Genomic DNA, 24357 nt, shown 5'->3' on the forward strand with positions numbered 1-24357 from the left:
CAATATCCTGCCGGTTCAATCGTGGCCGGACAAACCCCTGCCCTGCCAATAGCATACGCCCGCTAATAGGAGTCACCGCGGAATACGGCAAAACGGTGGACTAGTTCTAAAGTCCCGTTCCGATCACATCGGAACGGGACTTTGGATTCTTATTCTGACGCGTTTTCTTCACGCGAACCGGTACCCACTTCGCTCGAAAACGCTCTACCGACCTACTAATTGGTCACGCGCTGCACGATCACGGAGGCGTTGGTGCCGCCGAAACCGAAGGAATTGGACAGCGCCACATTCACGTCACGCTTGCGCGCCGTGTGCGGCACAAGATCGATTGCCGTCTCCACCGACGGATTATCGAGATTGATGGTCGGCGGCACCACGTTATCGCGAATCGCCAGGATCGCGAAGATCGCCTCGATCGCGCCGGCCGCACCGAGCAGATGCCCGGTCGCGGACTTGGTCGACGACATCGAAACCTTGGAGGCCGCATTACCGAGCAGCCGCTCGACCGCGCCGAGCTCGATCTCGTCACCGACCAGCGTCGATGTGCCGTGGGCATTGATGTAGTCGAGATCGGCGGCGGCGAGGCCGGCGCGCTTCAGCGCCATGCTCATGCTGCGAAAGCCGCCATTGCCGTCCGGCGGCGGCGAGGTGATGTGGAAGGCATCGCCCGACAGGCCGTAGCCGGTGACCTCGGCGTAGATCTTGGCGCCGCGGCGCTTCGCATGCTCGTATTCCTCGAGCACGACGATGCCGGCGCCCTCGCCCATCACGAAGCCGTCGCGATCCTTGTCATAAGGACGCGACGCCTTTTGCGGGGTGTCGTTGAAGCCGGTGGACAATGCGCGCGCCGCGCAGAAGCCCGCGATGCCGATGCGCGAGATCGGCGATTCGGCGCCGCCCGCCACCATCACCTCGGCATCGCCGAGCGCGATCAGCCGCGCCGCGTCGCCGATTGCATGCGCGCCGGTCGAGCACGCGGTGACAACAGCATGATTGGGACCCTTGAGGCCATGCTCGATCGAGACGTAGCCCGATGCCAGATTGATCAGGCGGCCCGGGATGAAGAAGGGAGAGATCCTGCGCGGGCCACGCTCCTTCAGGAGCACCGCGGTCTCGGCAATGCCGGTGAGCCCGCCGATGCCGGAGCCGATCATGGTGCCGGTCGCGAACTGGTCCTCATCGGAGGTCGGATGCCAGTTGGCGTCGTCGAGCGCCTGCTTGGCCGCGCACATCGCGTAAAGGATGAAGTCGTCGACCTTGCGCTGGTCCTTCGGCTCCATCCACTGATCGGCATTGAAGGTGCCATTGGCGCCGTCGCCGCGCGGAATGTAGCAAGCGACCTGGCTCGGCAGGTCGGACACCTCGAAGGTGTCGATCTTCTTGCCACCGCTCTCGCCGGCGAGGATCCGCGTCCAAGTTGCGTCAACGCCGCAGCCGAGCGGTGAAAGCATGCCCAGCCCCGTGACGACAACTCGTCTCATTTCAACGTCTCCGGCCAGCAATGCGCGGCTAATAGTAAGAAGCCGGGGGACCGCTCGATCGCGGTCCGTCCGGCCCTGTCAACTTCGCGATCGGCGTTAGCTCTTCGCGTTCTTCTCAAGAAACTTGGTCGCGTCGCCGACGGTGAGAATGGTCTCCGCCGCGTCGTCGGGAATCTCGCAACCGAATTCTTCTTCGAAGGCCATCACGAGCTCGACCGTGTCGAGGCTGTCGGCGCCGAGGTCATCGATGAAGCTCGCGCTATCGACCACCTTCTCGGGCTCGACACCAAGGTGCTCGACCACAATCTTCTTAACCCGCTCGCCAATCTCACTCATCGTTCAACCTCGTTGTTCCATTGGACCCGACCCCAAGACGATACGAGCCATCGTGGTCGTCTCGATTACTCAATCGCGCATAGTCTTGATTCGGCCCGGTCGTAGCCGACTAAGCCCCGGCGAACGGCAGGCGTCGCCACGCCAATATACAGGGATTCAAAATCCTGCAATGGCGTTCTTTGCCCATCCATGGGGGGTTCAGCTATCATACTTCCCAAGCCTTGACTACACGCCTGAACCGGCTCCCGAAAACGGCTTTTCGCCGCATTGCGAGAGCCGGCAACAGCTCAAATCATAGCCATTCCACCGTTGACGTGAATCGTCTGTCCGGTGACGTAGGCGGCCTCGTTCGAGGCCAGATAGACCGCCGCGGCAGCGATATCCTCGGGCGTTCCAAGCCGCGCCGCAGGAACCTTCGCCAGGATGGTTTCGCGCTGCTTGTCGTTCAGCGCGTCGGTCATCGGCGTCTTGATGAAGCCCGGCGCGATGCAATTGGCGGTCACGCCGCGCTTGGCGTATTCGGCACCCAGCGTCTTGATCAGGCCGATGATGCCGGCCTTCGACGCGGTGTAATTGCCCTGCCCCGGATTGCCGGTGACGCCCACGATCGAGGTGATCGCGATGATGCGGCCGAAGCGCTTGCGCATCATCAATTTGGTCGCGGCGCGCGCGAGCCGGAACGTCGCGGTCAGGTTGACCGCAATCACGTCGTCCCAATCCTCATCGCGCAGCTGGACGAACAGGTTGTCGCGGGTGATGCCGGCATTCGCGATCAGTATGTCGACCTGCCCCATCGCAGCTTCCGCCGCCGGCACCAGCGCCTCGACATCATCCTTGCTGGAGAGATTGCACGGCAGCACGTGTACGCGCTCGCCGAGCTTGGCCGCGAAGCCGTCCAGCACCTCGCGCCGCGTCCCCGAGATCGCCACCGTCGCCCCCTGCGCATGCAGCGCCTGCGCGATCGCGCCGCCGATGCCGCCGGTTGCACCCGTCACGAGCGCGGTCTTGCCAGTCAGATCAAACATCGAATTCTCCTCCCGGCTGCATTAAGCCGAAGCTGCCAGCGCGTCCTTGGCCGCAGCGATATCGTTCGGGCCGCCGACGGACACGCCGACCGCGCCATCGGCGATGCGCTTGACCAGGCCGCTCAGCACCTTGCCGGCGCCGATCTCGAAGAACCGCGTCACCCCCTGCCCAGCCATATAGGCGACCGACTCGCGCCAGCGCACGGTCCCGGTGACCTGCTCGACCAGGCGGCGGCGAATCTCGTCGGGATCGGTGATGGCGGACGCCAGCACATTGGAGACCAGCGGCGCGGCCGGCGCCTTGATGGTGACGCCCGCGAGCGCCTGCGCCATCGCATCGGCCGCCGGCTGCATCAGCTTGCAGTGGAACGGCGCCGACACCGGCAGCAGCATCGCGCGCTTGGCGCCCTTGGTCTTGGCGATCTCGACGGCGCGATCGACCGCGGCCTTGTCGCCGGAGACCACCACCTGTCCGCCGCCATTGTCATTGGCCGCCTGGCAGACCTGACCCTGCGCCGCCTCACCGGCAACCGCCACGGCGGTCTCGTAGTCGAGCCCAAGCAGTGCGGCCATCGCACCGACGCCGACCGGCACCGCCTTCTGCATCGCCAGCCCGCGGGTCCGCAGCAGCTTTGCGGTGTCGCTGATCGTCAGGCTACCGGCCGCGGCCAACGCCGAATACTCGCCGAGCGAGTGCCCAGCAACGAAGGCCGCGTTGCGGCCGACCGAGAAGCCGGCTTCGCTCTCAAGCACACGCAAGGTGGCGATCGAGACCGCCATCAGGGCCGGCTGGGCATTCTCGGTCAGTTGCAGCGTCTCGCCCGGACCATCCCAGATGATCGCGGTCAGCTTCTCGCCGAGAGCCGCATCGACCTCGTCGAACACCGCCTTGGCGACCGGAAAGGCGTCGGCCAGGGCCTTGCCCATGCCAACCGCCTGCGAGCCCTGCCCGGGAAACGTAAAAGCTGCCGTCATCGGCGATCCCTACCTTGTTGAGCGTGATCTCCGCGCAGGCGCCGCGCCTGCCGCAGGGGAAAACGGTATCCGCGTCGCGCGAACCGCGCCACGGCGGGTCCGGGCAATCCCTTGCAATCAAGCCTTGCAACCGGCCCCGGACCGGGCCGTAAGACACTGATGGGAGGCGCGATGTCAAGCCGCGCTGGCGGAACCCTGGGGATGCCGGGCCGGTTCGGCCCTAGAATCCACCGGCATTCTGGTCGGCGTTGACCTCGGCGCCGGCCCGCGCCCGGCGCGCGCTGTTGACCAATTGGCCCGGGCGGTCTTCCCGATCGGGCTTTGCGGTCGCAAGCCGCAGCACAGCCGTGTAGCCCGGCTGCACCTCCATCCGGTCGGCATAGCGGCTCCCGCTCAGGATGCGGTGCACGCGCGGCAGGTTGTAGCAGGGCACGTAGAACAGCAGATGATGCTCGAGGTGATAGTTCACGTAGTACGGTGCGATGAACAGACGTTCGAGGACGTTGGCCCGCGTGGTGCGGGTGTTGCGCAGCGGATCGGAGCTGTCGGGCACGACGGCGTGTTCAGCGATGTTGCGGATGCGCGTGATCACCATCATCCAGGTCAACAGCGGCACCAGCCACAGCAGCGGATAGGCCCACCACACGCCGGCAGCGGCTAAACCCGCGAACAGCAGCGTGTTGGCGACGCATTGCGGCCCGAGCTTCTGCCAGAAGTTGGCGGCGCGCCGTGACAACGGCCACTCCTTCGGCCCGATCGCATTGAGCAGTTGCGCCTTGCGCTGCTGGTAGCCGGTCTGCCCGGTGATATCGCGGAAGAACTTGCGGCGGTAGCTCATCCTGGTGATCGGAAACGGCGCCGACAGCACGAGATCCGGATCGTCCTCCTGCTGCGTGCGGGCATGATGCTGCAAATGATAACGGCGATAGCCACGGGTTTCGGCGAAGATCGGATAGGCGCAAAACCACTGGCTCAGCGCGAGATTGGTCCTCTCGTCCGCAGAGAGACAGCCATGCGCGCCGTCATGCATCAGGATCGCAAGGCCGAGCTGACGCGAGCCGATGATGGCGACCGCGAGCAGATAGGTCAGCGGGTTGGGCCACCACGCGACCAGCGCGATCGCGCCCAGGATCAGCGCCCAGGCGTGCACGATCAGGGCGACGCCCTTCCACGTCGTGCGCTGTCGAACCGAAACCAGTTCGTCTTCGGTGAGGAAATCGCGGGCACGCATGCGAAGCGCGGTCATGAGCTGGTCTCCCCGTCCGGAGCGGATGAAGTATCGCGGTCGCCAACCAGGCGCAGGCGCGTCGTCTCAGCAGCCGATGTCGATGTTGCCTGCTCGCCGAGCGCGCGCAGCAATTCGCGGCACATCTCCTCGGCGCCGCGGCCCATCGCAAAACCTTCGACGATCACGCCAATCGCAATTGCCCAGAACCGCCGCGAACTCTCCTCCGGGGCGCGCAGCGAACGCCAGCCATGCCGCTCGACCTGGCCGGCATAGGCGCGTGCGCCTTCGCTATGCAGACGCTCGATGGTGCGCTCGACCAGTGGCGCGAGATCCTGCCGGCGTCGCGTCAGCGTCAGGGCCTCGGCGAAGAAGGCGACCGTGTCGGTCGCCGTCACGGTCGCGGCGAGCGCATGGGTGTAGTCCCGCGGCGTGCGGGCCTGAAGAGCGGCCTGCTCAGTGGCGCGCGCGAGGTAAAGCATGTCGCGGCTCGCGGCTTCGACGAACAGCGCCTCCTTGGTGCGGAAGTAGTAGGTGATCTGGCTTGGGAAGGCGTCGGCGGCCGCAGCGATGTCGGAGATCGAGGTACCGGAGAGCCCGCGCTCCTTGAACAGCCGGCTGGCGGCGTCGAGCAGCAGCGAACGCATCTTGCGCCCAGCCGACCGCGTCGCGCGCACCGCGTGCTTCGGATCGGGCGCAGACATGCCGCTGGCGGTCTCCGAACCCATCTGATCGTCCTCCCGATATATTTGTATGATATACAAACAAAGAAATCAAGGCTGAACTGGGAAAAGTTGCGTTGATTGGCCTCGAGAGACTAAGCCCTATTGCCAATCCGGTGGCGGGCAAGGCTTGCCTTCCCAGCCAAAATCCGTATAAAGCGCGCCATTCGTGGGCTCCGGCCGGGAGCTGAACGGACGGTCTCAGCAAATTCACCCGTTGATTTTGATGTGGCAGGGCCAGTCGGCCCGTCGTCCCGTGCTCCCGCCTTCTGAGCAGCTCGAGTCCTTTCCGAAGGTCTCGAAGGGCTTGTCGCCGGAACCCGCGCCAACACAGGAAAGGACAACCATGCCTCTTTATGAGCATGTTTTTCTCGCGCGTCAGGATGCGAGCACCCAACAGGTGGATGAACTGACGGCCCAGATGACGGGTATCGTCGAACAGGGCGGCGGCAAGGTCACCAAGACCGAGAGCTGGGGCGTGCGCTCCCTCACCTACCGCATGAACAAGAACCGCAAGGCGCATTTCGTCCTGATGAACATCGACGCTCCGTCGGCTGTCGTCACCGAGATCGAGCGCCAGGAGCGGATCAACGAAGACGTCATCCGCTACCTCACCGTGCGCGTCGAAGAGCACGAGGAAGGCCCGTCGGCGATGATGCGCAAGGCCGACCGTGACCGCGAGCGCGATGACCGCGGTGGCGGCTTCCGTGGCGACCGTGAAGGCGGTGGCTTCCGTGGCGATCGCGAAGGCGGCGGCTTCCGCGGCGATCGTGGTCCGCGCCGTCCGCGCGACGAAGAAGCTGCGACCGAGGAGTAAAGAATCATGGCTGATGCTGGTGCCCGCCGTCCGTTTTTCCGTCGTCGCAAGTCCTGCCCGTTCACGGGCGCGAATGCGCCGAAGATCGACTACAAGGATTCCAAGCTGCTGATGCGTTACGTCTCCGAGCGCGGCAAGATCGTGCCGAGCCGCATCACGGCCGTCTCCGCCAAGAAGCAGCGTGAACTCGCCCGCGCCATCAAGCGCGCGCGTTTCCTCGGCCTCCTGCCCTACGTTATCCGCTAATCGTCTTCGGCCGGCGGTACACCGCCGGCCGCGCATTCTCATAAGGCTTCCGGGTCGTCCGGTCGCCGATGGTTGGGGTTCTCGATGCAGGACCCCTAACCGCTCGAAGGGGGCGGGACAGCTGATGATCGCGATACTCACCATTGGACTTGCAGCCGGCGCCGCGTCGGCGCTGATGTTCGCCTCGATCATTTCGGGCGCGGCGATCTCGATATTGCTGTTCTATCTCGCGCCGCTGCCGCTGATGGTGTCGGCGCTCGGCTGGGGCCCGCTGGCCGCCGCGATCGGCGGCGTCGCTGCGGCCTCGGTGCTCGGCGCGATCTTCGGGCTTCCCTACAGCATCGCGTTCGCCATGATGGTTGCCCTGCCCGGCTGGTGGCTCGGCCACCTCGCGCTGCTCGGCCGGCCGATCGAGAGCCCGGCGGCGGGCAATGGTGTCGGCCAGCAGCAGCCTGCATTCGAATGGTTCCCGGTCGGCCGCGTTCTGCTGTGGATCGCGGCTTTCGCTGTGATCACGACGAGCGGCGCGCTGCTCACCCTCGGCACGGATACCGACACGATCACCAGCACGTTGCGGCGCGGCTTGCTCAGAGTGCTCGGCGCCGGCGAAGCGCAAGCCAGCGGCGAGGTCGAGCGGCTGGTCGACATGCTGGTGATCTTCGCGCCGCTCGCGGCGACGGTCATCGCGATGGTCACGCTGACGCTCAACCTGTGGCTGGCCGGAAAGATCACGCAGACCTCCGGACGGCTGAACCGACCGTGGCCGGAGCTGCGCAGCACGGCGCTTCCCGCCATGACGCTGGTCGCGCTGCTGGTTGCGGCCGGGCTCAGCTTCGTCGGCGGCATGCTCGCCATGCTGGCCCAGCTCGTCACCACGGCGCTGGTGATCGCCTATGCGCTCGTCGGCTTCGCGGTGCTGCACACCCTGACGCTGTCGCTCAGCAATCGCGGCTTCTGGCTCGGCGGCATCTACGCCGTCGTCGCCATGTTCGGCTGGCCGCTGGTGGCGATCTTCGCGCTTGGCATCGCGGACGCCGTGTTCGGACTGCGCCAGCGCTACCTTCAGACAAGACCGCCGCCGCTGCCCGCGGCATGAGATTTTCGATCCAACCACTTCAACCCGATACTTAAACATCTAAAGGAGAATCAACATGGAAGTCATTCTGCTGGAACGCGTCGCCAAGCTTGGCCAGATGGGCGAAGTCGTGCGCGTCAAGGACGGGTTCGCCCGCAACTTCCTGCTCAAGCGCGGTAAGGCGCTGCGCGCCACCGAGGCGAACCGCGCCAAGTATGACGGCATGAAGGCCGAGCTCGAGGCCAACAACATCAAGGCCAAGGGCGAAGCCTCCAAGGTCGCCGAGAAGATCGACGGCCGCGACATCGTCATCATCCGCCAGGCCTCCGAATCCGGCCAGCTGTTCGGCTCGGTCTCGGTGCGCGACATCGTGCTGGCGCTCGCCGCCGACGGCATTACCGTGGCGCGTCCGCAGGTCTGGCTCGACTCGCCGATCAAGGTGATCGGCCAGCAGAAGGTCACGATCGCGGTCCACCCCGAGGTCGAGACCAGCGTCAACGTGACGGTCGCCCGCTCGGCCGAAGAGGCCGATCGGATCAAGCGCGGCGAGGACATCTCGACCCGCCAGGAAGACCAGGACGCGGCCGCCGAGGCGCTCGCCGCCGCCGGCGAATTCTTCGATCCGGAAGCCCAGCACGACGACGAAGAGGCGCCGGCTCCGGCTGCCGAAGAGAAGTAAGCTTTCGCTCCATCGCCCTACCAATCGAAGCCCGGCCGATCAGGCCGGGCTTTTGATTCGCGCCGCCGTCTTGTCATCGAGCATCGCGATCGACGCCCGCGCCGTCGCGGCATGCGTCTCCTTGCGGTCGACGACGCGGAACACCGCGGTGAGCGCTGGCTGGCCGCGCGACGTCGCTGCCGCGATCGTGGTGGCGTTAGTCGGCCACGAATCGGTCAAATGAAAACGCCGGACCTTGCGGCCCGGCGTTGGCGATTACTTCGAGGTCGGAGCCTCCGGCGGACCGGAACCTGCGGTCGGCGCCGGTGGCGGCGGCGGGGCAGTCGCAGTCACCGGCGGCGCGGCGGGCGCCGGCGTGGGAGATGCGGCCGCGGCCGGCTCAGGCGCGGGCGTCACTTGGGGAACCGGATCCGACCGCACAGGCGCGGTCTCGCTGCTGCTCTTGGGCTCGGTCTTGGGCGCATCGACTTTCGCCGTGTCTGGCTTGTCGGCCCCTCCGGCCGACTCGCCCTTCGGCGTCTCGTCCGACTTCGGCTCCTCGGTGGGCTTGCCGCGGCGGCCGTGCTTCTGACGCGACGGCTTGCCCTCGCTGGCGGCCTGCGGCGTCTGGCCGTCCTCCGGCTTGGCGCCCTCCGGCGTCTCGCTCGGACGCGCCATGTGCTTCCCGCGGTGATGTCCCTCGGCCGGCGGGTTCAACCCGTCCGCATCGGGATCGGGCTTGGCGCCTTCCGGCGTTGCCGCGCCCTGCCGCTGGCGGCGCGCCGGGCGCTCGGACGGCTGTTCGGGCGATTGGGTTGCCTCCTGGCGGCCTTCCCTGCCCTTGGCTCCCTTCGGCTGATCCTTGGCCTGATAGCGCGGATCATTGGCGCCGTTCGACATCAGATAGGTCGCAAGCACACCGGCCATGTCGCTGGACGTCGTGTAGTGCTGGCGCAGGAAGCCCGGCAACGAACCGGCCGGCACGGTCTTCAGGAGCCCGCGCGGGCTCTTGTGGCACGCCGTGCAGGTGTTCGCGAAAATCTGGGACGGGCTTTTGCCGGCTTCGAGGTTTTGCGCACGCGCCGATCCAGCCGACAGGCCAATCAGAAGCGTCACCGTCGCCAGACTGAGGGCTCGGCTCAACATTCCTTAAGTCTCCAGATTCCGGAAAAATCGCCGCCCGCGCCTGATGGATCGGCCGCGGCGGTCACCTTTTAGCCGATTATCCTGCGAATGGAAGCGCACGCGTGACGCATCCACGCAATTGTCACATTTTGGAATATCGGCTTTGAGCACAACGCAATAGCGCGATCCAATTCCTAACCTATGTTTCGTGTGGGGACACATTGGGGTGATCAGCTCCGATGGTGTCGGTGTGCAGCGTGCCGTTCCGTTGGTGTCTCGATGGACCGATTGTTGCGATACTTCTTGGGGCGTTTCATCCGCCGCGGTTCGATCAAGTTCACGACCGCGAGCGGCGCTCAATTCAACTGCGGTGACGGGACTGGCGTTCCGGTCGCGGTGCGCTTCCTGACCAGGGCGGCCGAAGTCCGCGTCCTGGTCGATCCCGAACTTTACCTCGGCGAAGCCTTCATGGACGGCACGTTCGTGGTCGAGCAAGGCACCATCGCCGACGTATTGGCCGTCCTGATGGGCCAGGCCGCGATGTTGCCGAATTTTGCCCGGCTACAGGCCTGGCTGCGCTTCCTCGGACGGCGCGCCCAGCAAATCAACGTACGCGGCCGGTCCAAAAGCAACGTCGCGCGCCATTACGATCTGGATGGCCGGCTCTATTCCCTCTTCCTCGATGCCGACAAGCAGTACAGCTGCGCCTATTTCGAGACACCGGATGCGACGCTGGACGATGCCCAGCTCGCCAAGAAGCGCCACCTCGCCGCGAAGCTTCTGATCAAGCCCGGCCAGCGCATTCTCGACATCGGCTCCGGCTGGGGCGGCCTCGGCCTCTATCTCGCCGAGATGAGCGGCGCCGACGTTACCGGGGTCACGCTGTCGACCGAGCAGTTGCAGATTTCCAATGCCCGTGCCGCCGAGCGGGGCCTGGCGCATTCGGCGCGCTTCCTGTTGCAGGACTACCGCGACATCCCGGGCCCGTTCGACCGTATCGTTTCGGTCGGCATGTTCGAGCATGTCGGGGTCGCCTATTACGAAACCTTCTTCAAGCGCTGCGCCGAGCTCCTCAGCGACGACGGTGTCATGATGCTGCATTCGATCGGCCGCTCGACCGGTCCCGATGTCACCAGCCCCTGGATCCGGAAATACATCTTCCCCGGCGGCTATATTCCGGCGCTGTCCGAGGTGATGCCGGCGATCGAGAAGGCCGGCCTCTTGATCTGCGACATGGAGATTCTACGTCTGCATTATGCCGAGACGCTGAAGGCCTGGCGCGAGCGCTTCATGGCGCGGCGCGAAGAGGCCGTGCGGCTGTACGACGAACGCTTTGCCCGGATGTGGGAATTCTATCTGGCGGCTTCGGAGATGTCGTTCCGGGTGCAGAACATGATGAATTTCCAGCTCCAGCTCACCAAGCGCCAGGGCGTGGTGCCGATGACACGTGACTATATCGGTCGCGAGGAGGCCCGCCTGCGGGTGAAGGAAGCCGACGCCGCCAAGCCCCGGCTGCAACTCGCCGGCGAATAATCCGAAACTGCGGAAACGGTCAGTTGCGCAGGCTGTAGGCCGAGCCGTGATGCGCGAAGGTCGTTGGGCGCGCCAGATGGGCCTTGGCGGCCGAGATCAGACCGCGATCGCAGGAAACGCTCCGGACCTCCGGGCGCGCCGCCTGCTCCATGGCGCCGACCAGCGCCACGAGCCAACGCCGGTCTCGGCCACTCGGGCGGCCAACTGCAAATTGCGCCGTCTGAAACTCTTGAGCCATCGCCACCGTATCTTTTCTTTCGTGAGCGAAGACAACCCGGAATTCGCCGGGTCGTTCCCGCCTACTTGCCGCAAAGAAAATGCGGCACGTGTGACCTGCTTCACAGAGGTCCGTTCCGGTTTGTCGTAGTGGTCCGGAATGACCCGAGAAACGCACCAGACGATGTTGGACCCGCAGCGCGACCTCGTGACCGACTACGCCCTGATCGCGACCGGCGTGGCGGCTGCCTTGATTGCATTGGCCTTCCTCATTTTGGTCTGAGGAACTGGCCCTAACGGCCAAACAACGTCTCAGTTGGTGCGGCGGCCCGGAAAAAGGTTCAGGCCGCCAGGAACTCCCGCCACATGCGCCGCCGATCGGCGGCCCTCCCCGCGAATCCCGACCAAACCGCGTCAAGCGGAATGCACCCGGCTGTACCGGATTCACACATTGCGTTGTGTGAATCGTGCATAAGGCACATCCGAGCTTTCGCTTTGTGGCCGGCTGGCGCTTGATCGCCGCCCCATATCCGGAAATCCCAATAACGACGAAATCAGAAGAATAAACTCGTCCATGGCCTTGATCGATTCGAACGTCCACAAGCTCGCGCCCGATGCCGCAAACCCGGCCTATCGGAGTGCGCCGCACAACATCGAAGCGGAACAGGGACTGCTGGGCGCGATCCTGGTCAATAACGACGCCTTCTACCGGGTCTCCGATTTCCTGGAGCCGAAGCACTTCTTCGAAGCCATCCACCAGCAGATCTATGAAACGGCCGGCAGTCTGATCCGGATGGGCAAGGTCGCGAATCCCGTGACCTTGAAGACGTTCCTGCCAGCCGAACTCGACCTGGGCGGCATGACGGTCAGCCAGTACCTCGCTCGGCTCGCCGCCGAAGCGACCACCATCATCAACGCGCAGGACTACGGACGTACCGTCTATGATCTCAGCCTGCGCCGCAACCTGATCCAGATCGGCGAGGAAATCGTCAACGTCGCCTACGACGCACCGGTCGATTTTGCCCCGCGCGCGCAGATCGAGGATGCCGAGCGGCAACTCTACAGCCTTGCCGAAACCGGCCGCTACGATGGCGGCTTCCAGCGCTTCGCGGATGCGCTCACGGTCGCCGTTGATATGGCGGCGAAGGCATTCCAGCGCGACGGCAAGCTGTCGGGCATCTCGACCGGCCTGCGCGATCTCGACGCCCGCATGGGTGGCTTGCAACCCTCCGACCTCATCGTACTCGCCGGCCGCCCGGGCATGGGCAAAACGTCGCTCGCCACCAACATCGCCTACAACATCGCCAAGGCCTATGTGCCCGAGGTGCAGGCGGACGGTACCACCAAGGCAGTCAACGGCGGCTGTGTCGGCTTCTTCTCCTGCGAAATGAGCGGCGAGCAGCTCGCCACCCGTATTCTCGCCGAACGCACCGGCATCCCATCGAGCCATATCCGCCGCGGCGGCATTTCCGAACTCGATTTCGAGAAGATCCGCGACTGTTCGATCGAGTTGCAGTCGCTGCCGTTCTATGTCGACGAAACCGGCGGCCTCTCGATCTCGCAGCTCACCGCCCGCGCCCGCCGCCTCAAGCGGCAGAGGGGCCTCGACCTGATCGTAATCGACTACATCCAGCTCTTGCAGGGCTCGGGCAAGAAGGGCAATGACAACCGCGTTCAGGAAATCACCGAGATCACCACAAATCTGAAGGCGCTGGCGAAAGAGCTGAACGTCCCGGTCATCGCGCTGTCGCAGCTCTCGCGTCAGGTCGAAAACCGCGACGACAAGCGCCCCCAGCTTTCCGACCTTCGTGAATCCGGTTCGATCGAGCAGGACGCCGACGTCGTGATGTTCGTGTATCGCGAGGAATACTACCTCGCCAACAAGGAGCCGCGCCCCGGCACCCCCGAGCACGAGAAATGGCAGATGGAGCTGGAACTGGCCCATGGTAAGGCCGAAGTCATCATCGGCAAGCAGCGCCACGGTCCGACCGGCACCGTCGAACTGCACTTCGAGGCCAGCGTCACCCGGTTCGGCGATCTCGCACCCGACGGTCAAATTCCGGATCACTCCCATTGATTCCGGGACGCGGTTGAACGCCGCAAGCCGCGCGCGTACAACTTCGCCATGAACATCATGACCGACGCGAAATCGCAGCTGACGCCCGAAGCCAATCTGCTGGCGGCCCATCCGACCGCCACCGGCATCCTGACCGTCGACCTCGACGCCATCATCGCCAATTGGCGCAAGCTCGAAAAGACCGCGGTGCCGGCCGAATGCGCCGCCGTGGTCAAGGCCAACGCCTATGGCTGCGGCGCCGAGCAGGTGTCGCGCGCGCTGGCCAAGGCCGGCTGCAAGACCTTCTTCGTCGCCACCGTCGAGGAGGCCGCCGTGGTCCGCGCGGCGGCGCCGCAGGCGACGGTCTACGCGCTCGGCGGCTTCTTCCAGCAGACCGGCGACGCCTACGCCAAGATCGACTGCAAGCCGGTCATCGGCGATCTCAATGAGCTTGCCGAGTGGGACGTGTTCTGCCGCCGCTCCGGCTGGTCCGGTGGCGCGGCTGTTCATATCGACACCGGCATGAACCGGCTCGGGCTCACGATCAGCGAGGCGCAGGGCATCATCCCCCGCATCAATGCCGGCGACCACGGCATCACGCTGGTCATGAGCCATCTGGTTTCCGCGGAGTCGCTCAACAGCCCCGTGAATGCAAAACAGCTTGCGAGCTTCCGCGAGATCGCAAGCCTGTTCACCGGCGTGCCGGCCTCGCTGGCGAACTCCTCCGGCGTGTTCCTCGGCGCCCAATTCCAGTTCGAGATGGTGCGTCCGGGCTGTGCGCTCTACGGCGTCAATCCGACGCCGGAGGCCGACAACCCGATGCTGCCTGTGGTCGACCTCAAGGCGCGCATCGTGCAGATCCGCAATATCGAACGCGGCGAGACCGTCGGCTATGGCGGCACCTGGACCGCGCGGCGGCCGACCCGGCTTGCGATCGTCGCGGCGGGCTACGCCGACGGCTATTTCCGCGCCGCCAGCGCCAATGACGGCACCCGCGGCGCCGAGGTCGTGGTCGCCGGCAAGCGCTGCCCGATCGCCGGCCGCGTCTCGATGGACTTGATCGCAGTCGATATCACCGATCTCGACAAGAACGCCGCGCGGCGCGGCCACATGGTGACGCTGATCGGCGAAGGCATCACCGTCGACGAGGTGGCGCATCATTTCGGCACCATCGGCTACGAGGTGCTGACCAGCCTCGGCCGCCGCTTCGTGCGCATCTACAAGGGCGGCGACGCGGTCGCCGCGGGCGACGCCGCCGCCGAGAAGAGTGAGCCTGCCGCGGCGCAAGCCGCGCCGCCGACCTTGCCGACAGCAACGCCCGCGGCGCCGCCGCCACTGCCGTCCGCCTGACGAAGCGCAGCGTCGCGATCGAACACCCATGAAGATCGCGACCTTCAACATCAACAACGTCAACCGCCGGCTGCCGAACCTGTTGCGCTGGCTGAAATCGGCCGAGCCCGACGTCGTGAGCTTGCAGGAGCTCAAGGCCAGCGACGCCGGGTTTCCCCAAGCAGCGATCGAACAGGCCGGTTACGGCGCGGTGTGGCAGGGCCAGAAGACCTGGAACGGCGTCGCGATCCTGGCCCGCAAGACCGAGCCCGTGTTGATCCGCACCGCCCTGCCCGGCGACGCCGCCGATCACGAGGCACGCTACATCGAGGCCGCGGTGCGCGGCATCGTCGTCACCAGCCTGTATCTGCCGAACGGCAATCCGCAACCCGGTCCGAAGTTCGATTACAAGCTTGCCTGGTTCAAGCGGCTGCGCGCGCACGCCGCCAAGCTGCTCAAACAGGACGTGCCGGTGGTGCTCGCCGGCGACTACAATGTCGCGCCGACGCCGTTCGACATCTATCCGACGCGTTCCTGGGACAAGGACGCGCTGATCCAGCCGAAGAGCCGCGCCGCTTTCAAGGCGCTGGTCGACCAGGGCTGGTGCGATGCGATCCGCACGCTGCATCCGGATGATCAGATGTTCACGTTCTGGGACTACAAGCGCCAGCGCTGGCCGCGCGATGCCGGCCTGCGGCTCGATCATCTGCTGCTCAGCCCGCAAGTGGCGCCGCGGCTTGCGAAAGCCGGCGTCGACCGCGACATCCGCGGCGAGGAAGGCGCGAGTGATCATGCTCCGGCGTGGGTGGTGTTGAGGTGATCGTCGCAATGATGCGGGTTCTGCTTCAACACGTTCAGTGTCATCACCCGCGAAAGCGGGTGATCCAGTACTCCAGAGGCAGTTGTTATTGAACCGAGAGGCCGCGGCGTACCGGATCGCCCGGCCCGAGCCGGGCGATGACAGATGTGGGTGGACGATGCCGGCGAATGCGGCTGGATGTGGCGGACCGGGCACAGCCTGCGGTCGGGCAAATCGACTAATCTGGCACCCATTTGATTGATGCATTGGGGCTGCCCATGAAGACCTATTTCGTCGCCGCATCCATGCTCGCGCTCGGCACTGCAAGCGCGTCGGCCGCCGACCTCGCCGCCCGCCCCTACACCAAGGCGCCGCCAATCGTTACCACCACTGACTGGAGCGGCTTCTATGTCGGGGCCAATGGCGGTGGCGGCTGGAGCCGGGCCTGCTGGGACATCGTGCCCTTCACCATCACCAATCCAGCGCTCGGTGTCGTGAATTTCACCGGCCCTGAGGGCTGCCACACCGCCAGCGGCGCGACCGCGGGTGGCCAGATCGGTTATCGCTGGCAACAGGCAGCCTGGGTGTTCGGCGTCGAAGCGCAGGGCAATTGGGCCGATCTCTCCGGCTCGAACCCGTCCACAGCGCCGCTGTTTACGGGCTTCGCCAACCGTTCGAAGATCGATGCGATCGGCCTGTTCACCGGACAGGTCGGCTATTCCTGGGGCGCCTTCCTGCTCTACGCCAAGGGCGGAGCGGCGGTGATGCACGATCGCTACGAGAGCTTCATCACGCCCACCTTCGGACCGGGCGTCCCGATCGGATTCATCGCCGATCGCGGCAGCGATACGCGCTGGGGCGGCGCGGTCGGTGCCGGCGCCGAATATGCCATCGCGCGCAACTGGTCGCTTGCGGTCGAATACGATCATCTGTTCATGGGAACCGATACCGTTCGCATGACCTACGATCCGGCCTTCATCGCCGCGCTCAACCATGACGAACGTATTCACGCCGATGTCGACATGGTGACGGTGCGCGTCAACTACCGGTTCGGCGGCACGGTCGTCGCGAGATATTGAGCCGCTTCCGATTGCATATCGAACGGCGCGACGGCGGCCCTTGCACCGCCTCGAACCCTGAGCTCACAGTGCGGCTTCCGCTCCCGAGAATCGTCTCTGGCGTGGTTCGGGATTACGTCGTGGAGCGCACGTGGGCTTTCTCTTCGTCCTTACCGTCGGCCTGGTCGCCGGCACCATTTCCGGCATCGTCGGCACCGGCTCGTCGATCATGCTGATGCCTGTGCTGGTCTATCAGTACGGGCCGAAGCAGGCGGTGCCGATCATGGCGGTCGCGGCCGTGATGGCCAACCTGTCGCGCATCCTGGCGTGGTGGCGCGAGGTCGACTGGCGCGCCTGCCTCGCCTACTCGATCACGGGCATCCCGGCCGCGGCGCTCGGCGCGCGCACCCTGCTGGCGCTGCCCTCGCACGCGGTCGATATCGCGATCGGCCTGTTCCTGATCGCGATGGTGCCGGTGCGGCACTGGCTGGCGCGGCACGAGCTGAAGGCCAATCTCTGGCATCTCGCAATCGGTGGCGCCGTCATCGGCTATCTCACCGGCATCGTGGTGTCGACCGGTCCGCTCAGCGTGCCGCTGTTTCTGTTCTACGGCCTCAACAAGGGCGCCTTCCTCGCCACCGAGGCGGCGAGTTCGCTCGGGCTCTATCTCAGCAAGTCGGTGACGTTCGAGCGGTTCGGCGCGCTGACGCCGGACATCCTGCTGAAGGGCCTGGTTGCCGGCGCCTCGTTGATGGCCGGCGCCTTCATCGCCAAACGCTTCGTGCTGCACATGAAGCCGGAGGCGTTCCGCCTGATCATGGACGGCATCATGCTGGCGGCCGGCGTGTCGCTATTGTGGTCGGCTGCCGCGCATTAGAGGACCGATCCCACGAACGCCACGTTCAGCTCAACCAACGGCGCCGCGATGCGCGAACGATTGTCGCCTTTCAGCGCTACTGATCGGCAGTTCCACCGAGGGCGAAGCTCAACATGACATCTCTCGAACTTTCGCTGTTCGCAGACTACTCGCAATTCTATATCCAGGATGAATCCACGGCGGATGAGCTTTCCGCCGAGTGGACACCGGAAACCACCGACCGGATGCTTGCAGCAGGGTCGGGTGTCGTCAGAATCGGCACCGTGCGCAACATGCATGTTCCGGTCTCGGTGCAGATTCTCGAACGCGAGCCGAACGATGACTCTGCCGGCTGGGATCACATTGTCGAGGCCAGCCTGGACGTCCCGTCGGGACGCATCGCGATCGCAGGCTGTACCGATTATTTTCCCGACGCCGCGCGCATCGACGTCGCTCCGGGGACCTACCGGGTGCGGGTCTCGTATGGCGGGCTCGATACGCTGTCGGAGGACGGCCTGGAAGGAGACGATCGCTACAGGCTGCAACTGTGGCCCGCCCCGCCGATCGCGGTACGCGTTGTGAAGCAGCGGCCGACATCGGACGTTGCCGGCTCTTGATCCATGCTATGGAGAGAGAACGGAATCGAGCTCTCCCCGATGGCCAAATCCACTCTCTCCTTCGTCTGCCAGAATTGCGGCGCGGCGTATAATCGCTGGCAGGGCAAATGCGACTCCTGCGGCGAGTGGAACACGCTGGCCGAGGAGGACACCACGGGCTCGGTGCCGGTCTCGATCCGCAGCAAGCGCAAGGGACGGACGTTTGCGCTGGAATCGCTGTCGGGCAAGACCCAGGATGCCCCCCGCCTGTCCTCCGGCATGGCCGAGCTCGACCGTGTCACTGGCGGCGGCTTCGTCCGCGGCTCGGTGCTGCTGGTCGGCGGCGACCCCGGCATCGGCAAATCGACGCTCTTGACCCAGGCGACCTCGATGATGGCGCGCGCCGGCCACCGCGCGGTCTACATCTCGGGCGAAGAGGCGGTGGCGCAGGTGCGGCTGCGTGCCGAACGGCTCGGGCTGGCCGACGCGCCGGTGCAGTTGGCGTCGGAGACCTCGGTCGAGGACATCGTCTCGACGCTGTCGGAAGGCGCGGTGCCGCGGCTGATCGTGATCGACTCGATCCAGACCATGTGGACCGACACCGTGGAGTCCGCGCCGGGCACCGTGACCCAGGTGCGCGCCTCGGCGCAGGCGCTGATCAGGTTTGCCAAGAAGACCGGGGCAACGATCATCCTGGTCGGCCATGTCACCAAGGACGGCCAGATCGCCGGCCCCCGCGTCGTCGAGCACATGGTCGATGCGGTGCTGTCGTTCGAGGGCGAAGGCTCGCAGCAGTTCCGCATCCTCCGTTCAGCGAAGAACCGCTTCGGCGCGACCGACGAGATCGGTGTGTTCGAGATGACCGGACTCGGCCTGCGCGAGGTCACCAACCCGTCGGAACTGTTCCTCAGCGAACGCGAGCTCGGCAGTCCCGGCACGGCAGTGTTCGCCGGCATCGAGGGCACCCGCCCGGTGCTGGTCGAGTTGCAGGCGCTGGTGGCGCCGACCTCGCTCGGCACGCCGCGGCGCGCCGTGGTCGGCTGGGACCCGAGCCGGCTGTCGATGGTGCTGGCGGTGCTGGAGGCGCATTGCGGCGTCAAATTGTCCGGACATGACGTCTATCTCAACGTCGCCGGCGGCCTGCGCATCCAGGAGCCGGCCGCCGATCTCGCGGCTGCCGCGGCGCTGGTGTCCTCGCTGGTCAACGCGCCCCTGCCGACCGATGCGGTGTATTTCGGCGAGATTTCGCTGTCGGGCGCGATCCGGCCGGTGGCGCAGACCCCGGCCCGGCTCAAGGAGGCGCTGAAGCTCGGCTTCGGCCGCGCCATCCTGCCCGAATCGGCCCGCGGCGATGGCGGCGGCGACGCCGGGCTTACGCTCAACACCGTCGGCAATCTGACGACACTGGTGGCCGAAATCGCCGCGCGCGGGACGCCTCGCGGCGGCCGGGCCGGCCCCAGGGATGACGAGAGTGCCCCCGGAGGCCCTGATGTGGCTGAGAAAAATGCCACACCGGCCCGATTCCGTCGCGGCAACAGCTAAAGCGGGCGTGACGTCCCAGCCCCTCACCGCTATACATCCGCCGCGCGGGACAGGTGGCGCCCCGGCCTTGCCGGATGCCCCCGATGCGCCTCAGTTAGGACGGCACCGAGACGCCGATTCGCGAGAGCCTTAACAGCGTAAGCCCTTAACAGCGTACCGAAACGTACCAGCGGACCTGACCAGCCGATGCCCATAACGATACTTGATCTCGTCCTGCTCGGCGTGATGCTGATCTCGGGCCTGCTCGCCATGGTGCGCGGCTTCATGCGCGAGATCCTGTCGATCGCGGCCTGGGGCGCCGCCGCCCTGGTCACGCTGTATGCTTTCTCGAAGCTGCTGCCGACCGCCAAAACTTACTTCAATAACGACACGGTCGCCGCGGTCGTCGTGGTGGCCGGCACCTTCATCGGCACGCTGATCGTGGTCTCGATCGTCACGGTGCGGATCTCGGACATGATCCTGGATTCCCGGATCGGCGCTCTGGATCGCACCCTGGGCTTCCTGTTCGGGCTCGCCCGCGGCCTGCTGATCGTGGTCGTGGCGTTCATGTTCTTCACCTGGCTGGTTCCGGACAAGCAGCGGCCCGACTGGGTGACCGGGGCGAAGTCCCGGGTGGTGCTGCAAGGAACCGGGGATTGGCTAATGTCGCTCTTGCCTGACGACCCCGAGAACACCATCTTAAAGAAGTTCAAGAAGAATAAGCCAGACGACGATTCTGCGGCCGATACCAACGATCAGGCGACGCCGGCGTCGGGTGACGGCTATAGCAAACCTGCGCGTGACAGCTTGAAGAAGCTGATCGAGAAACCCGCGGGCCGATAATCTATTTGGGCCCTTACGAGAGGCAATGAACGAGATGCAAAGCCCTTCCGATCATGCCGACCAGATGGCTCTCGACCTCGGCCCGATCGAAACGCAGCACCATCTCCGGGAAGACGATCCCCGCTACCATCCCGATCTTGACGGCGACACGCTCCGCGAGGAATGCGGCGTGTTCGGCATCTTCGGCCATCCCGAGGCCGCCGCGATCACCGCGCTCGGCCTGCACGCTTTGCAACACCGCGGCCAGGAAGCCGCCGGCATCGTCTCCTTCGACGGCAGCCGCTTCCACAGTGAACGCCGCCTTGGCCTGGTCGGCGATACGTTCTCGCGTCGCGAGGTGATCGAGCGCCTGCCCGGCAATGCCGCGGTCGGCCACGTCCGCTATCCCACGACCGGCGGCACGGGCCTGCGCAACGTGCAGCCGTTGTTCGCCGAACTCAATGCTGGCGGGTTCGCGGTCGGACACAACGGCAACCTCACCAACGGCCTGACCTTGCGCAGCGAGCTGGTCAAGGGCGGCGCGTTGATGCAGTCGACCACCGATACCGAAGTGATCCTGCATCTGGTCGCGCAGTCGAAGCGCACCCGCTTCGTCGACCGTTTCATCGAGGCGCTGCGCGCCATCGAGGGCGCCTATGCGCTGGTGGCGCTGACCAACAAGAAGCTGGTCGGCGCGCGCGACCCGCTCGGCATCCGTCCCCTGGTGCTCGGCGATCTGGATGGCCATCCGATCCTGGCCTCCGAGACCTGCGCGCTCGACATGATCGGCGCCAAATATGTCCGCGACATCGAGCCCGGCGAGATCATCGTGTTCGATGAGCACGGCGCGCACAGCCACAAGCCGTTCCCGCCGAAGCCGGCCCGGCCTTGCATCTTCGAATACATCTATTTCGCCCGGCCCGACTCCATCGTCGGCGGCCGCTCGGTCTACGACGTGCGCAAGGCGTTCGGCGCCCAGCTCGCCCGCGAGAGCCATCCCGAGGTCGACGTCGTGGTACCGGTGCCGGATTCCGGCGTGCCCGCCGCGGTCGGCTACAGCCAGTATTCCGGCGTGCCGTTCGAGCTTGGCATCATCCGCAACCACTATGTCGGCCGTACCTTCATTCAGCCGACCCAGACCGTGCGTGAGCTCGGCGTGCGCATGAAGCACTCGGCCAATCGCGCCGCGATCGAGGGCAAGCGGATCATCCTGATCGACGACTCTCTGGTGCGCGGCACCACCTCGAAGAAGATCGTGCGGATGATGCGCGACGCCGGCGCCCGCGAGGTGCATTTCCGCCTCGCCTCGCCGCCGATCCTCTACCCCGATTATTACGGCATCGACCTGCCCGACCGCGGCGGCCTGCTCGCCGCCACCCATTCGCTCGAGGAGATGCGCGACATCATCGGCGCCGACTCGCTCGCCTTCCTGTCGATCGACGGCATGTACCGCGCGATGGGCTATGAGGGCCGCGACCCGGCAAATCCGAGGTTTGCCGACCACTGCTTCACCGGCGCCTATCCGACCCACCTCACCGACCAGAGCGAGGCCGAGCCCTCGCCGCGCCAGCTCTCGCTGCTGGCGGAGGCGAGCTAGCCACATCGTCACTGTCGTCCCTGCGAAAGCAGGGACCCATAACCACCGGCCTGTGTGGCTGGCGACAGTGTTAGACACGAGCACTTTCTTCCAATATCGCCGTCACGGCGTATGGGTCCCTGCTTTCGCAGGGACGACGATTTGTTAGAGTCCCTTCCATGACAAAACCCCTCGCCTCCCGTATCGCCCTCGTGACCGGCGCCTCGCGCGGCATCGGCTATGCGACCGCAGTGGCACTTGCAAAAGCCGGCGCGCATGTCGTGGCGGTGGCGCGCACCCAGGGCGGGCTGGAAGAGCTCGACGACGCGATCCGCAAGGACGGCGGCAGCGCCACGCTGGTGCCGCTCTCGCTCACCGACTACGACGGCATCGCCCGGCTCGGGCTCGCGCTGCATGAACGTCACGGCAAGCTCGACATCCTGATCGGCAATGCCGGCACCGCGGGACCGTCGTCGCCGCTCGGCCATATCGAGCTGAAGCCGTGGAACGACGTGTTCGCGATCAACGTCACCGCCAATTTCCAATTGATCCGCTGCATGGACCCGCTGCTGCGGCAGTCCGACGCCGGCCGCGCCGTATTCGTGACGTCGGGCGCGGCACACAAGGCCAACGCCTATCTCGGCCCCTATGCGGCCTCGAAGGCCGCGCTGGAGGCACTGGTGCGCTCCTGGGCCAACGAGACCGCCAACACGGCGTTGCGCGTCAATCTGTTCAGCCCCGGCCCGATCCGCACAAGAATGCGCGCGCAGGTGTTTCCCGGCGAAGACCCGATGACACTGGATACGCCCGAGATGGCGGCCGAATTCATCGTGCCGATGTGCGCGCCCGCCTGGACCGAAACCGGCAGGCTGTATGATTACAAGGCACGCACGCTGCGGAGTTTCCAGCCGCCGGCGTAAGGGGCACGGCGAGCCGCGCCCTCGACTGTCATCACACGCGCATGCGGGTGATCCAGTATTCCAGAGAGGTCCGTGCTTGAGCCGATGGGCCGCGGCGTACTGGATCGCCCGGTCTGGCCGGGCGAAGACACCTTTTACGACGCTCGGTTTGCATTTCCCTGCGATTGACTCGCTCCCCGCCCCACGATTGACTGCGCTCCCAGCGGGACGACCGCCAAGAAGAAGCTCGGGAGGCATCATGACGCCGACGTTCAATCGTGCGCGCTCTATTCTCACCGGATTGTTGCTCTCCGCCTGCGTCGCATCATCGGCTTTCCTCGTTTCGCCGGCGCCCGCCACGGCCGGCGACGTTCCGACCTTCGCGGTCGATCCGTCCTGGCCGAAACAGCTGCCCAACAACTGGATCATCGGCCAGATCGGCGGCATCACCGTCGACTGGCAGGGGCATATCTGGGTGATCCACCGGCCGCGCTCGCTGACCGAGGGCGAGAAGGCGGCGAGCCTGACCCCGCCGCGCGCGAAATGCTGCGTGGCGGCGCCGCCGGTGCTGGAATTCGACGTCGACGGCAAGCTGCTGCGATCCTGGGGCGGTCCCGGCGACGGCTATCAATGGGTCGGCCGCGAGCACGGCATCGCGGTCGACGAGCGCGGCTTCGTCTGGATCGGCGGCAATGCCGACGACGACAGCGCGATCCTGAAGTTCACGCTCGACGGCAAGTATCTCGGGCAGATCGGCAAGATCGCTCCCCGCACCAACAGCAACGACACCACCCAGCTCGGCAAGCCCGCCGGGATCGCGATCGACAAGGACGCGAACGAGATCTACGTCGCCGATGGCTACGGCAACCGCCGCGTCATCGTGTTCGACGCCACCACGCTGGCCTACAAGCGGCATTGGGGCGGTTACGGCAAACGGCCGGACGACGACAAGCAGCCGCCCTACGATCCGGCCGCGGCGCCGCAGCATCAGTTCGGCAATCCCGTGCACTGCATCAAGATCGCCGACGACGGGCTGGTCTATGTCTGCGACCGCAGCCAGGACCGCATCCAGGTGTTCAAGAAGGACGGCAGCTTCGTGAAGGAGTTCTTCTACGAGAAGAAGACGCTCGGCGACGGCGCGGTGTTCGACCTCGCGCTGTGGCCCGATCCGAAGCAGACCTACCTGCTGAACGCCGACGGCGCCAACAACGAGATCCGGGTGATCAACCGCGACGACGGCAAGGTCGTCGGCACTTTCGGCCACAGCGGCCGCAATGCAGGGCAATTCGCGCTGCTGCACGTGATGGCGGTCGACCAGAAGGGCAATGTCTATACCGGTGAGGTCGAAGGCAAGCGGATCCAGAAGTTCAAGCTGACCTCCGATGCGCTGAAGTAACGGCCACGCCGGACG

At 65.5% G+C, this 24357-nt stretch carries 26 protein-coding genes; 17 read left to right on the forward strand and 9 right to left on the reverse strand.

Annotated features, from left to right (window positions below; all coding sequences use genetic code 11):
* Positions 1 to 215: 215 nt before the first annotated feature.
* From fabF to B2W55_RS11105, 6 genes are all read right to left on the reverse strand, one after another.
* Positions 216 to 1481, reverse strand: coding sequence for a beta-ketoacyl-ACP synthase II (gene fabF / locus B2W55_RS11080; RefSeq protein WP_024581468.1), 1266 nt, complete (start codon positions 1479 to 1481; stop codon positions 216 to 218).
* 96 nt (positions 1482 to 1577) lie between these two features.
* Positions 1578 to 1817, reverse strand: coding sequence for an acyl carrier protein (locus B2W55_RS11085; RefSeq protein WP_002716125.1), 240 nt, complete (start codon positions 1815 to 1817; stop codon positions 1578 to 1580).
* Between the two features lie 287 nt (positions 1818 to 2104).
* A complete protein-coding gene (gene fabG / locus B2W55_RS11090) occupies positions 2105 to 2842 on the reverse strand; it encodes a 3-oxoacyl-[acyl-carrier-protein] reductase (RefSeq protein WP_024581467.1) in 738 nt (245 codons plus the stop codon).
* A gap of 21 nt (positions 2843 to 2863) precedes the next feature.
* Positions 2864 to 3817, reverse strand: coding sequence for an ACP S-malonyltransferase (fabD, locus tag B2W55_RS11095; RefSeq protein WP_024581466.1), 954 nt, complete (start codon positions 3815 to 3817; stop codon positions 2864 to 2866).
* 220 nt (positions 3818 to 4037) lie between these two features.
* Positions 4038 to 5063, reverse strand: a complete 1026-nt coding sequence (locus tag B2W55_RS11100; RefSeq protein WP_024581465.1) for a fatty acid desaturase family protein — start codon at positions 5061 to 5063, stop codon at positions 4038 to 4040.
* Positions 5060 to 5770 carry a TetR/AcrR family transcriptional regulator C-terminal domain-containing protein gene (locus B2W55_RS11105; RefSeq protein ID WP_024581464.1) on the reverse strand — a complete coding sequence of 237 codons (711 nt, stop codon included), beginning with the start codon at positions 5768 to 5770 and terminating at the stop codon, positions 5060 to 5062. Before B2W55_RS11105 ends, B2W55_RS11100 begins: the two co-directional genes overlap by 4 nt.
* Before the next feature lie 340 nt (positions 5771 to 6110).
* On the opposite strand from B2W55_RS11105, the gene rpsF reads away from it, so the two are divergent.
* From rpsF to rplI, 4 genes are all read left to right on the forward strand, one after another.
* Positions 6111 to 6581: a 30S ribosomal protein S6 gene (gene rpsF, locus B2W55_RS11110; RefSeq protein WP_024581463.1), complete on the forward strand. Its 471-nt coding sequence runs from the start codon at positions 6111 to 6113 to the stop codon at positions 6579 to 6581.
* A gap of 6 nt (positions 6582 to 6587) precedes the next feature.
* On the forward strand, positions 6588 to 6827 hold the full coding sequence (gene rpsR / locus B2W55_RS11115; protein ID WP_016844287.1) for a 30S ribosomal protein S18: 240 nt from the start codon (positions 6588 to 6590) through the stop codon (positions 6825 to 6827).
* 124 nt (positions 6828 to 6951) lie between these two features.
* Entirely contained in the window at positions 6952 to 7923 is a 972-nt protein-coding gene (locus tag B2W55_RS11120) for a DUF2232 domain-containing protein (protein ID WP_024581462.1), read from the forward strand.
* A 55-nt stretch (positions 7924 to 7978) separates the two neighbouring features.
* On the forward strand, positions 7979 to 8581 hold the full coding sequence (gene rplI, locus B2W55_RS11125) for a 50S ribosomal protein L9 (protein WP_024581461.1): 603 nt from the start codon (positions 7979 to 7981) through the stop codon (positions 8579 to 8581).
* A 39-nt stretch (positions 8582 to 8620) separates the two neighbouring features.
* Here rplI and B2W55_RS11130 read toward each other — a convergent pair whose 3' ends face one another.
* Both B2W55_RS11130 and B2W55_RS11135 read right to left on the reverse strand, forming a co-directional pair.
* Positions 8621 to 8800, reverse strand: a complete 180-nt coding sequence (locus tag B2W55_RS11130; protein ID WP_024581460.1) for a hypothetical protein — start codon at positions 8798 to 8800, stop codon at positions 8621 to 8623.
* Positions 8801 to 8836: 36 nt separating this feature from the next.
* Complete coding sequence (locus B2W55_RS11135) at positions 8837 to 9706, reverse strand: hypothetical protein (protein WP_024581459.1); 870 nt, start codon at positions 9704 to 9706, stop codon at positions 8837 to 8839.
* A 258-nt stretch (positions 9707 to 9964) separates the two neighbouring features.
* Here B2W55_RS11135 and B2W55_RS11140 point away from each other — a divergent pair, with 258 nt between their 5' ends.
* Complete coding sequence (locus B2W55_RS11140) at positions 9965 to 11218, forward strand: SAM-dependent methyltransferase (RefSeq protein WP_024581458.1); 1254 nt, start codon at positions 9965 to 9967, stop codon at positions 11216 to 11218.
* 19 nt (positions 11219 to 11237) lie between these two features.
* Here B2W55_RS11140 and B2W55_RS11145 read toward each other — a convergent pair whose 3' ends face one another.
* Complete coding sequence (locus tag B2W55_RS11145; protein ID WP_244442213.1) at positions 11238 to 11387, reverse strand: hypothetical protein; 150 nt, start codon at positions 11385 to 11387, stop codon at positions 11238 to 11240.
* A 207-nt stretch (positions 11388 to 11594) separates the two neighbouring features.
* On the opposite strand from B2W55_RS11145, the gene B2W55_RS11150 reads away from it, so the two are divergent.
* The 12 genes from B2W55_RS11150 (at position 11595) to B2W55_RS11205 (ending at position 24342) form a co-directional block, all read left to right on the forward strand.
* Entirely contained in the window at positions 11595 to 11717 is a 123-nt protein-coding gene (locus B2W55_RS11150; protein WP_256372062.1) for a hypothetical protein, read from the forward strand.
* 291 nt (positions 11718 to 12008) lie between these two features.
* The gene (locus B2W55_RS11155; protein ID WP_024581457.1) at positions 12009 to 13511 is read left to right on the forward strand and encodes a replicative DNA helicase; all 1503 of its coding nucleotides are present in this window, start codon (positions 12009 to 12011) and stop codon (positions 13509 to 13511) included.
* 48 nt (positions 13512 to 13559) lie between these two features.
* Positions 13560 to 14840 carry an alanine racemase gene (alr, locus tag B2W55_RS11160; RefSeq protein ID WP_024581456.1) on the forward strand — a complete coding sequence of 427 codons (1281 nt, stop codon included), beginning with the start codon at positions 13560 to 13562 and terminating at the stop codon, positions 14838 to 14840.
* Positions 14841 to 14868: 28 nt separating this feature from the next.
* Positions 14869 to 15639 carry an exodeoxyribonuclease III gene (gene xth / locus B2W55_RS11165; protein ID WP_024581455.1) on the forward strand — a complete coding sequence of 257 codons (771 nt, stop codon included), beginning with the start codon at positions 14869 to 14871 and terminating at the stop codon, positions 15637 to 15639.
* 257 nt (positions 15640 to 15896) lie between these two features.
* The gene (locus B2W55_RS11170) at positions 15897 to 16697 is read left to right on the forward strand and encodes an outer membrane protein (protein ID WP_024581454.1); all 801 of its coding nucleotides are present in this window, start codon (positions 15897 to 15899) and stop codon (positions 16695 to 16697) included.
* A gap of 130 nt (positions 16698 to 16827) precedes the next feature.
* The gene (locus B2W55_RS11175) at positions 16828 to 17553 is read left to right on the forward strand and encodes a sulfite exporter TauE/SafE family protein (RefSeq protein ID WP_024581453.1); all 726 of its coding nucleotides are present in this window, start codon (positions 16828 to 16830) and stop codon (positions 17551 to 17553) included.
* Between the two features lie 113 nt (positions 17554 to 17666).
* Positions 17667 to 18149, forward strand: coding sequence for a hypothetical protein (locus B2W55_RS11180; protein ID WP_024581452.1), 483 nt, complete (start codon positions 17667 to 17669; stop codon positions 18147 to 18149).
* 39 nt (positions 18150 to 18188) lie between these two features.
* Positions 18189 to 19670 carry a DNA repair protein RadA gene (gene radA, locus B2W55_RS11185; protein ID WP_024581451.1) on the forward strand — a complete coding sequence of 494 codons (1482 nt, stop codon included), beginning with the start codon at positions 18189 to 18191 and terminating at the stop codon, positions 19668 to 19670.
* A 186-nt stretch (positions 19671 to 19856) separates the two neighbouring features.
* Positions 19857 to 20492, forward strand: coding sequence for a CvpA family protein (locus B2W55_RS11190; RefSeq protein WP_024581450.1), 636 nt, complete (start codon positions 19857 to 19859; stop codon positions 20490 to 20492).
* Between the two features lie 25 nt (positions 20493 to 20517).
* Positions 20518 to 22068 carry an amidophosphoribosyltransferase gene (gene purF / locus B2W55_RS11195; protein WP_024581449.1) on the forward strand — a complete coding sequence of 517 codons (1551 nt, stop codon included), beginning with the start codon at positions 20518 to 20520 and terminating at the stop codon, positions 22066 to 22068.
* A 158-nt stretch (positions 22069 to 22226) separates the two neighbouring features.
* Positions 22227 to 22967, forward strand: coding sequence for an SDR family NAD(P)-dependent oxidoreductase (locus B2W55_RS11200; protein ID WP_024581448.1), 741 nt, complete (start codon positions 22227 to 22229; stop codon positions 22965 to 22967).
* A 238-nt stretch (positions 22968 to 23205) separates the two neighbouring features.
* Positions 23206 to 24342: a hypothetical protein gene (locus B2W55_RS11205; protein WP_024581447.1), complete on the forward strand. Its 1137-nt coding sequence runs from the start codon at positions 23206 to 23208 to the stop codon at positions 24340 to 24342.
* The last annotated feature ends 15 nt before the right edge of the window (positions 24343 to 24357 follow it).

The sequence above is a fragment of the Bradyrhizobium sp. UBA2491 genome (assembly GCF_002341725.1).
In the GTDB taxonomy this organism is placed as follows: domain Bacteria; phylum Pseudomonadota; class Alphaproteobacteria; order Rhizobiales; family Xanthobacteraceae; genus Bradyrhizobium.

Bases quoted from the DNA above. Each gene is read 5' to 3' on its own strand.
- fabF (WP_024581468.1), bottom strand. From the start codon at position 1,481: ATGAGACGAGTTGTCGTCACGGGGCTGGGCATGCTTTCACCGCTCGGC.
- B2W55_RS11085 (WP_002716125.1), bottom strand. From the start codon at position 1,817: ATGAGTGAGATTGGCGAGCGGGTTAAGAAGATTGTGGTCGAGCACCTT.
- fabG (WP_024581467.1), bottom strand. From the start codon at position 2,842: ATGTTTGATCTGACTGGCAAGACCGCGCTCGTGACGGGTGCAACCGGC.
- fabD (WP_024581466.1), bottom strand. From the start codon at position 3,817: ATGACGGCAGCTTTTACGTTTCCCGGGCAGGGCTCGCAGGCGGTTGGC.
- B2W55_RS11100 (WP_024581465.1), bottom strand. From the start codon at position 5,063: ATGACCGCGCTTCGCATGCGTGCCCGCGATTTCCTCACCGAAGACGAA.
- B2W55_RS11105 (WP_024581464.1), bottom strand. From the start codon at position 5,770: ATGGGTTCGGAGACCGCCAGCGGCATGTCTGCGCCCGATCCGAAGCAC.
- rpsF (WP_024581463.1), top strand. From the start codon at position 6,111: ATGCCTCTTTATGAGCATGTTTTTCTCGCGCGTCAGGATGCGAGCACC.
- rpsR (WP_016844287.1), top strand. From the start codon at position 6,588: ATGGCTGATGCTGGTGCCCGCCGTCCGTTTTTCCGTCGTCGCAAGTCC.
- B2W55_RS11120 (WP_024581462.1), top strand. From the start codon at position 6,952: ATGATCGCGATACTCACCATTGGACTTGCAGCCGGCGCCGCGTCGGCG.
- rplI (WP_024581461.1), top strand. From the start codon at position 7,979: ATGGAAGTCATTCTGCTGGAACGCGTCGCCAAGCTTGGCCAGATGGGC.
- B2W55_RS11135 (WP_024581459.1), bottom strand. From the start codon at position 9,706: ATGTTGAGCCGAGCCCTCAGTCTGGCGACGGTGACGCTTCTGATTGGC.
- B2W55_RS11140 (WP_024581458.1), top strand. From the start codon at position 9,965: ATGGACCGATTGTTGCGATACTTCTTGGGGCGTTTCATCCGCCGCGGT.
- B2W55_RS11150 (WP_256372062.1), top strand. From the start codon at position 11,595: ATGACCCGAGAAACGCACCAGACGATGTTGGACCCGCAGCGCGACCTC.
- B2W55_RS11155 (WP_024581457.1), top strand. From the start codon at position 12,009: ATGGCCTTGATCGATTCGAACGTCCACAAGCTCGCGCCCGATGCCGCA.
- alr (WP_024581456.1), top strand. From the start codon at position 13,560: ATGAACATCATGACCGACGCGAAATCGCAGCTGACGCCCGAAGCCAAT.
- xth (WP_024581455.1), top strand. From the start codon at position 14,869: ATGAAGATCGCGACCTTCAACATCAACAACGTCAACCGCCGGCTGCCG.
- B2W55_RS11170 (WP_024581454.1), top strand. From the start codon at position 15,897: ATGAAGACCTATTTCGTCGCCGCATCCATGCTCGCGCTCGGCACTGCA.
- B2W55_RS11180 (WP_024581452.1), top strand. From the start codon at position 17,667: ATGACATCTCTCGAACTTTCGCTGTTCGCAGACTACTCGCAATTCTAT.
- radA (WP_024581451.1), top strand. From the start codon at position 18,189: ATGGCCAAATCCACTCTCTCCTTCGTCTGCCAGAATTGCGGCGCGGCG.
- B2W55_RS11190 (WP_024581450.1), top strand. From the start codon at position 19,857: ATGCCCATAACGATACTTGATCTCGTCCTGCTCGGCGTGATGCTGATC.
- purF (WP_024581449.1), top strand. From the start codon at position 20,518: ATGAACGAGATGCAAAGCCCTTCCGATCATGCCGACCAGATGGCTCTC.
- B2W55_RS11200 (WP_024581448.1), top strand. From the start codon at position 22,227: ATGACAAAACCCCTCGCCTCCCGTATCGCCCTCGTGACCGGCGCCTCG.
- B2W55_RS11205 (WP_024581447.1), top strand. From the start codon at position 23,206: ATGACGCCGACGTTCAATCGTGCGCGCTCTATTCTCACCGGATTGTTG.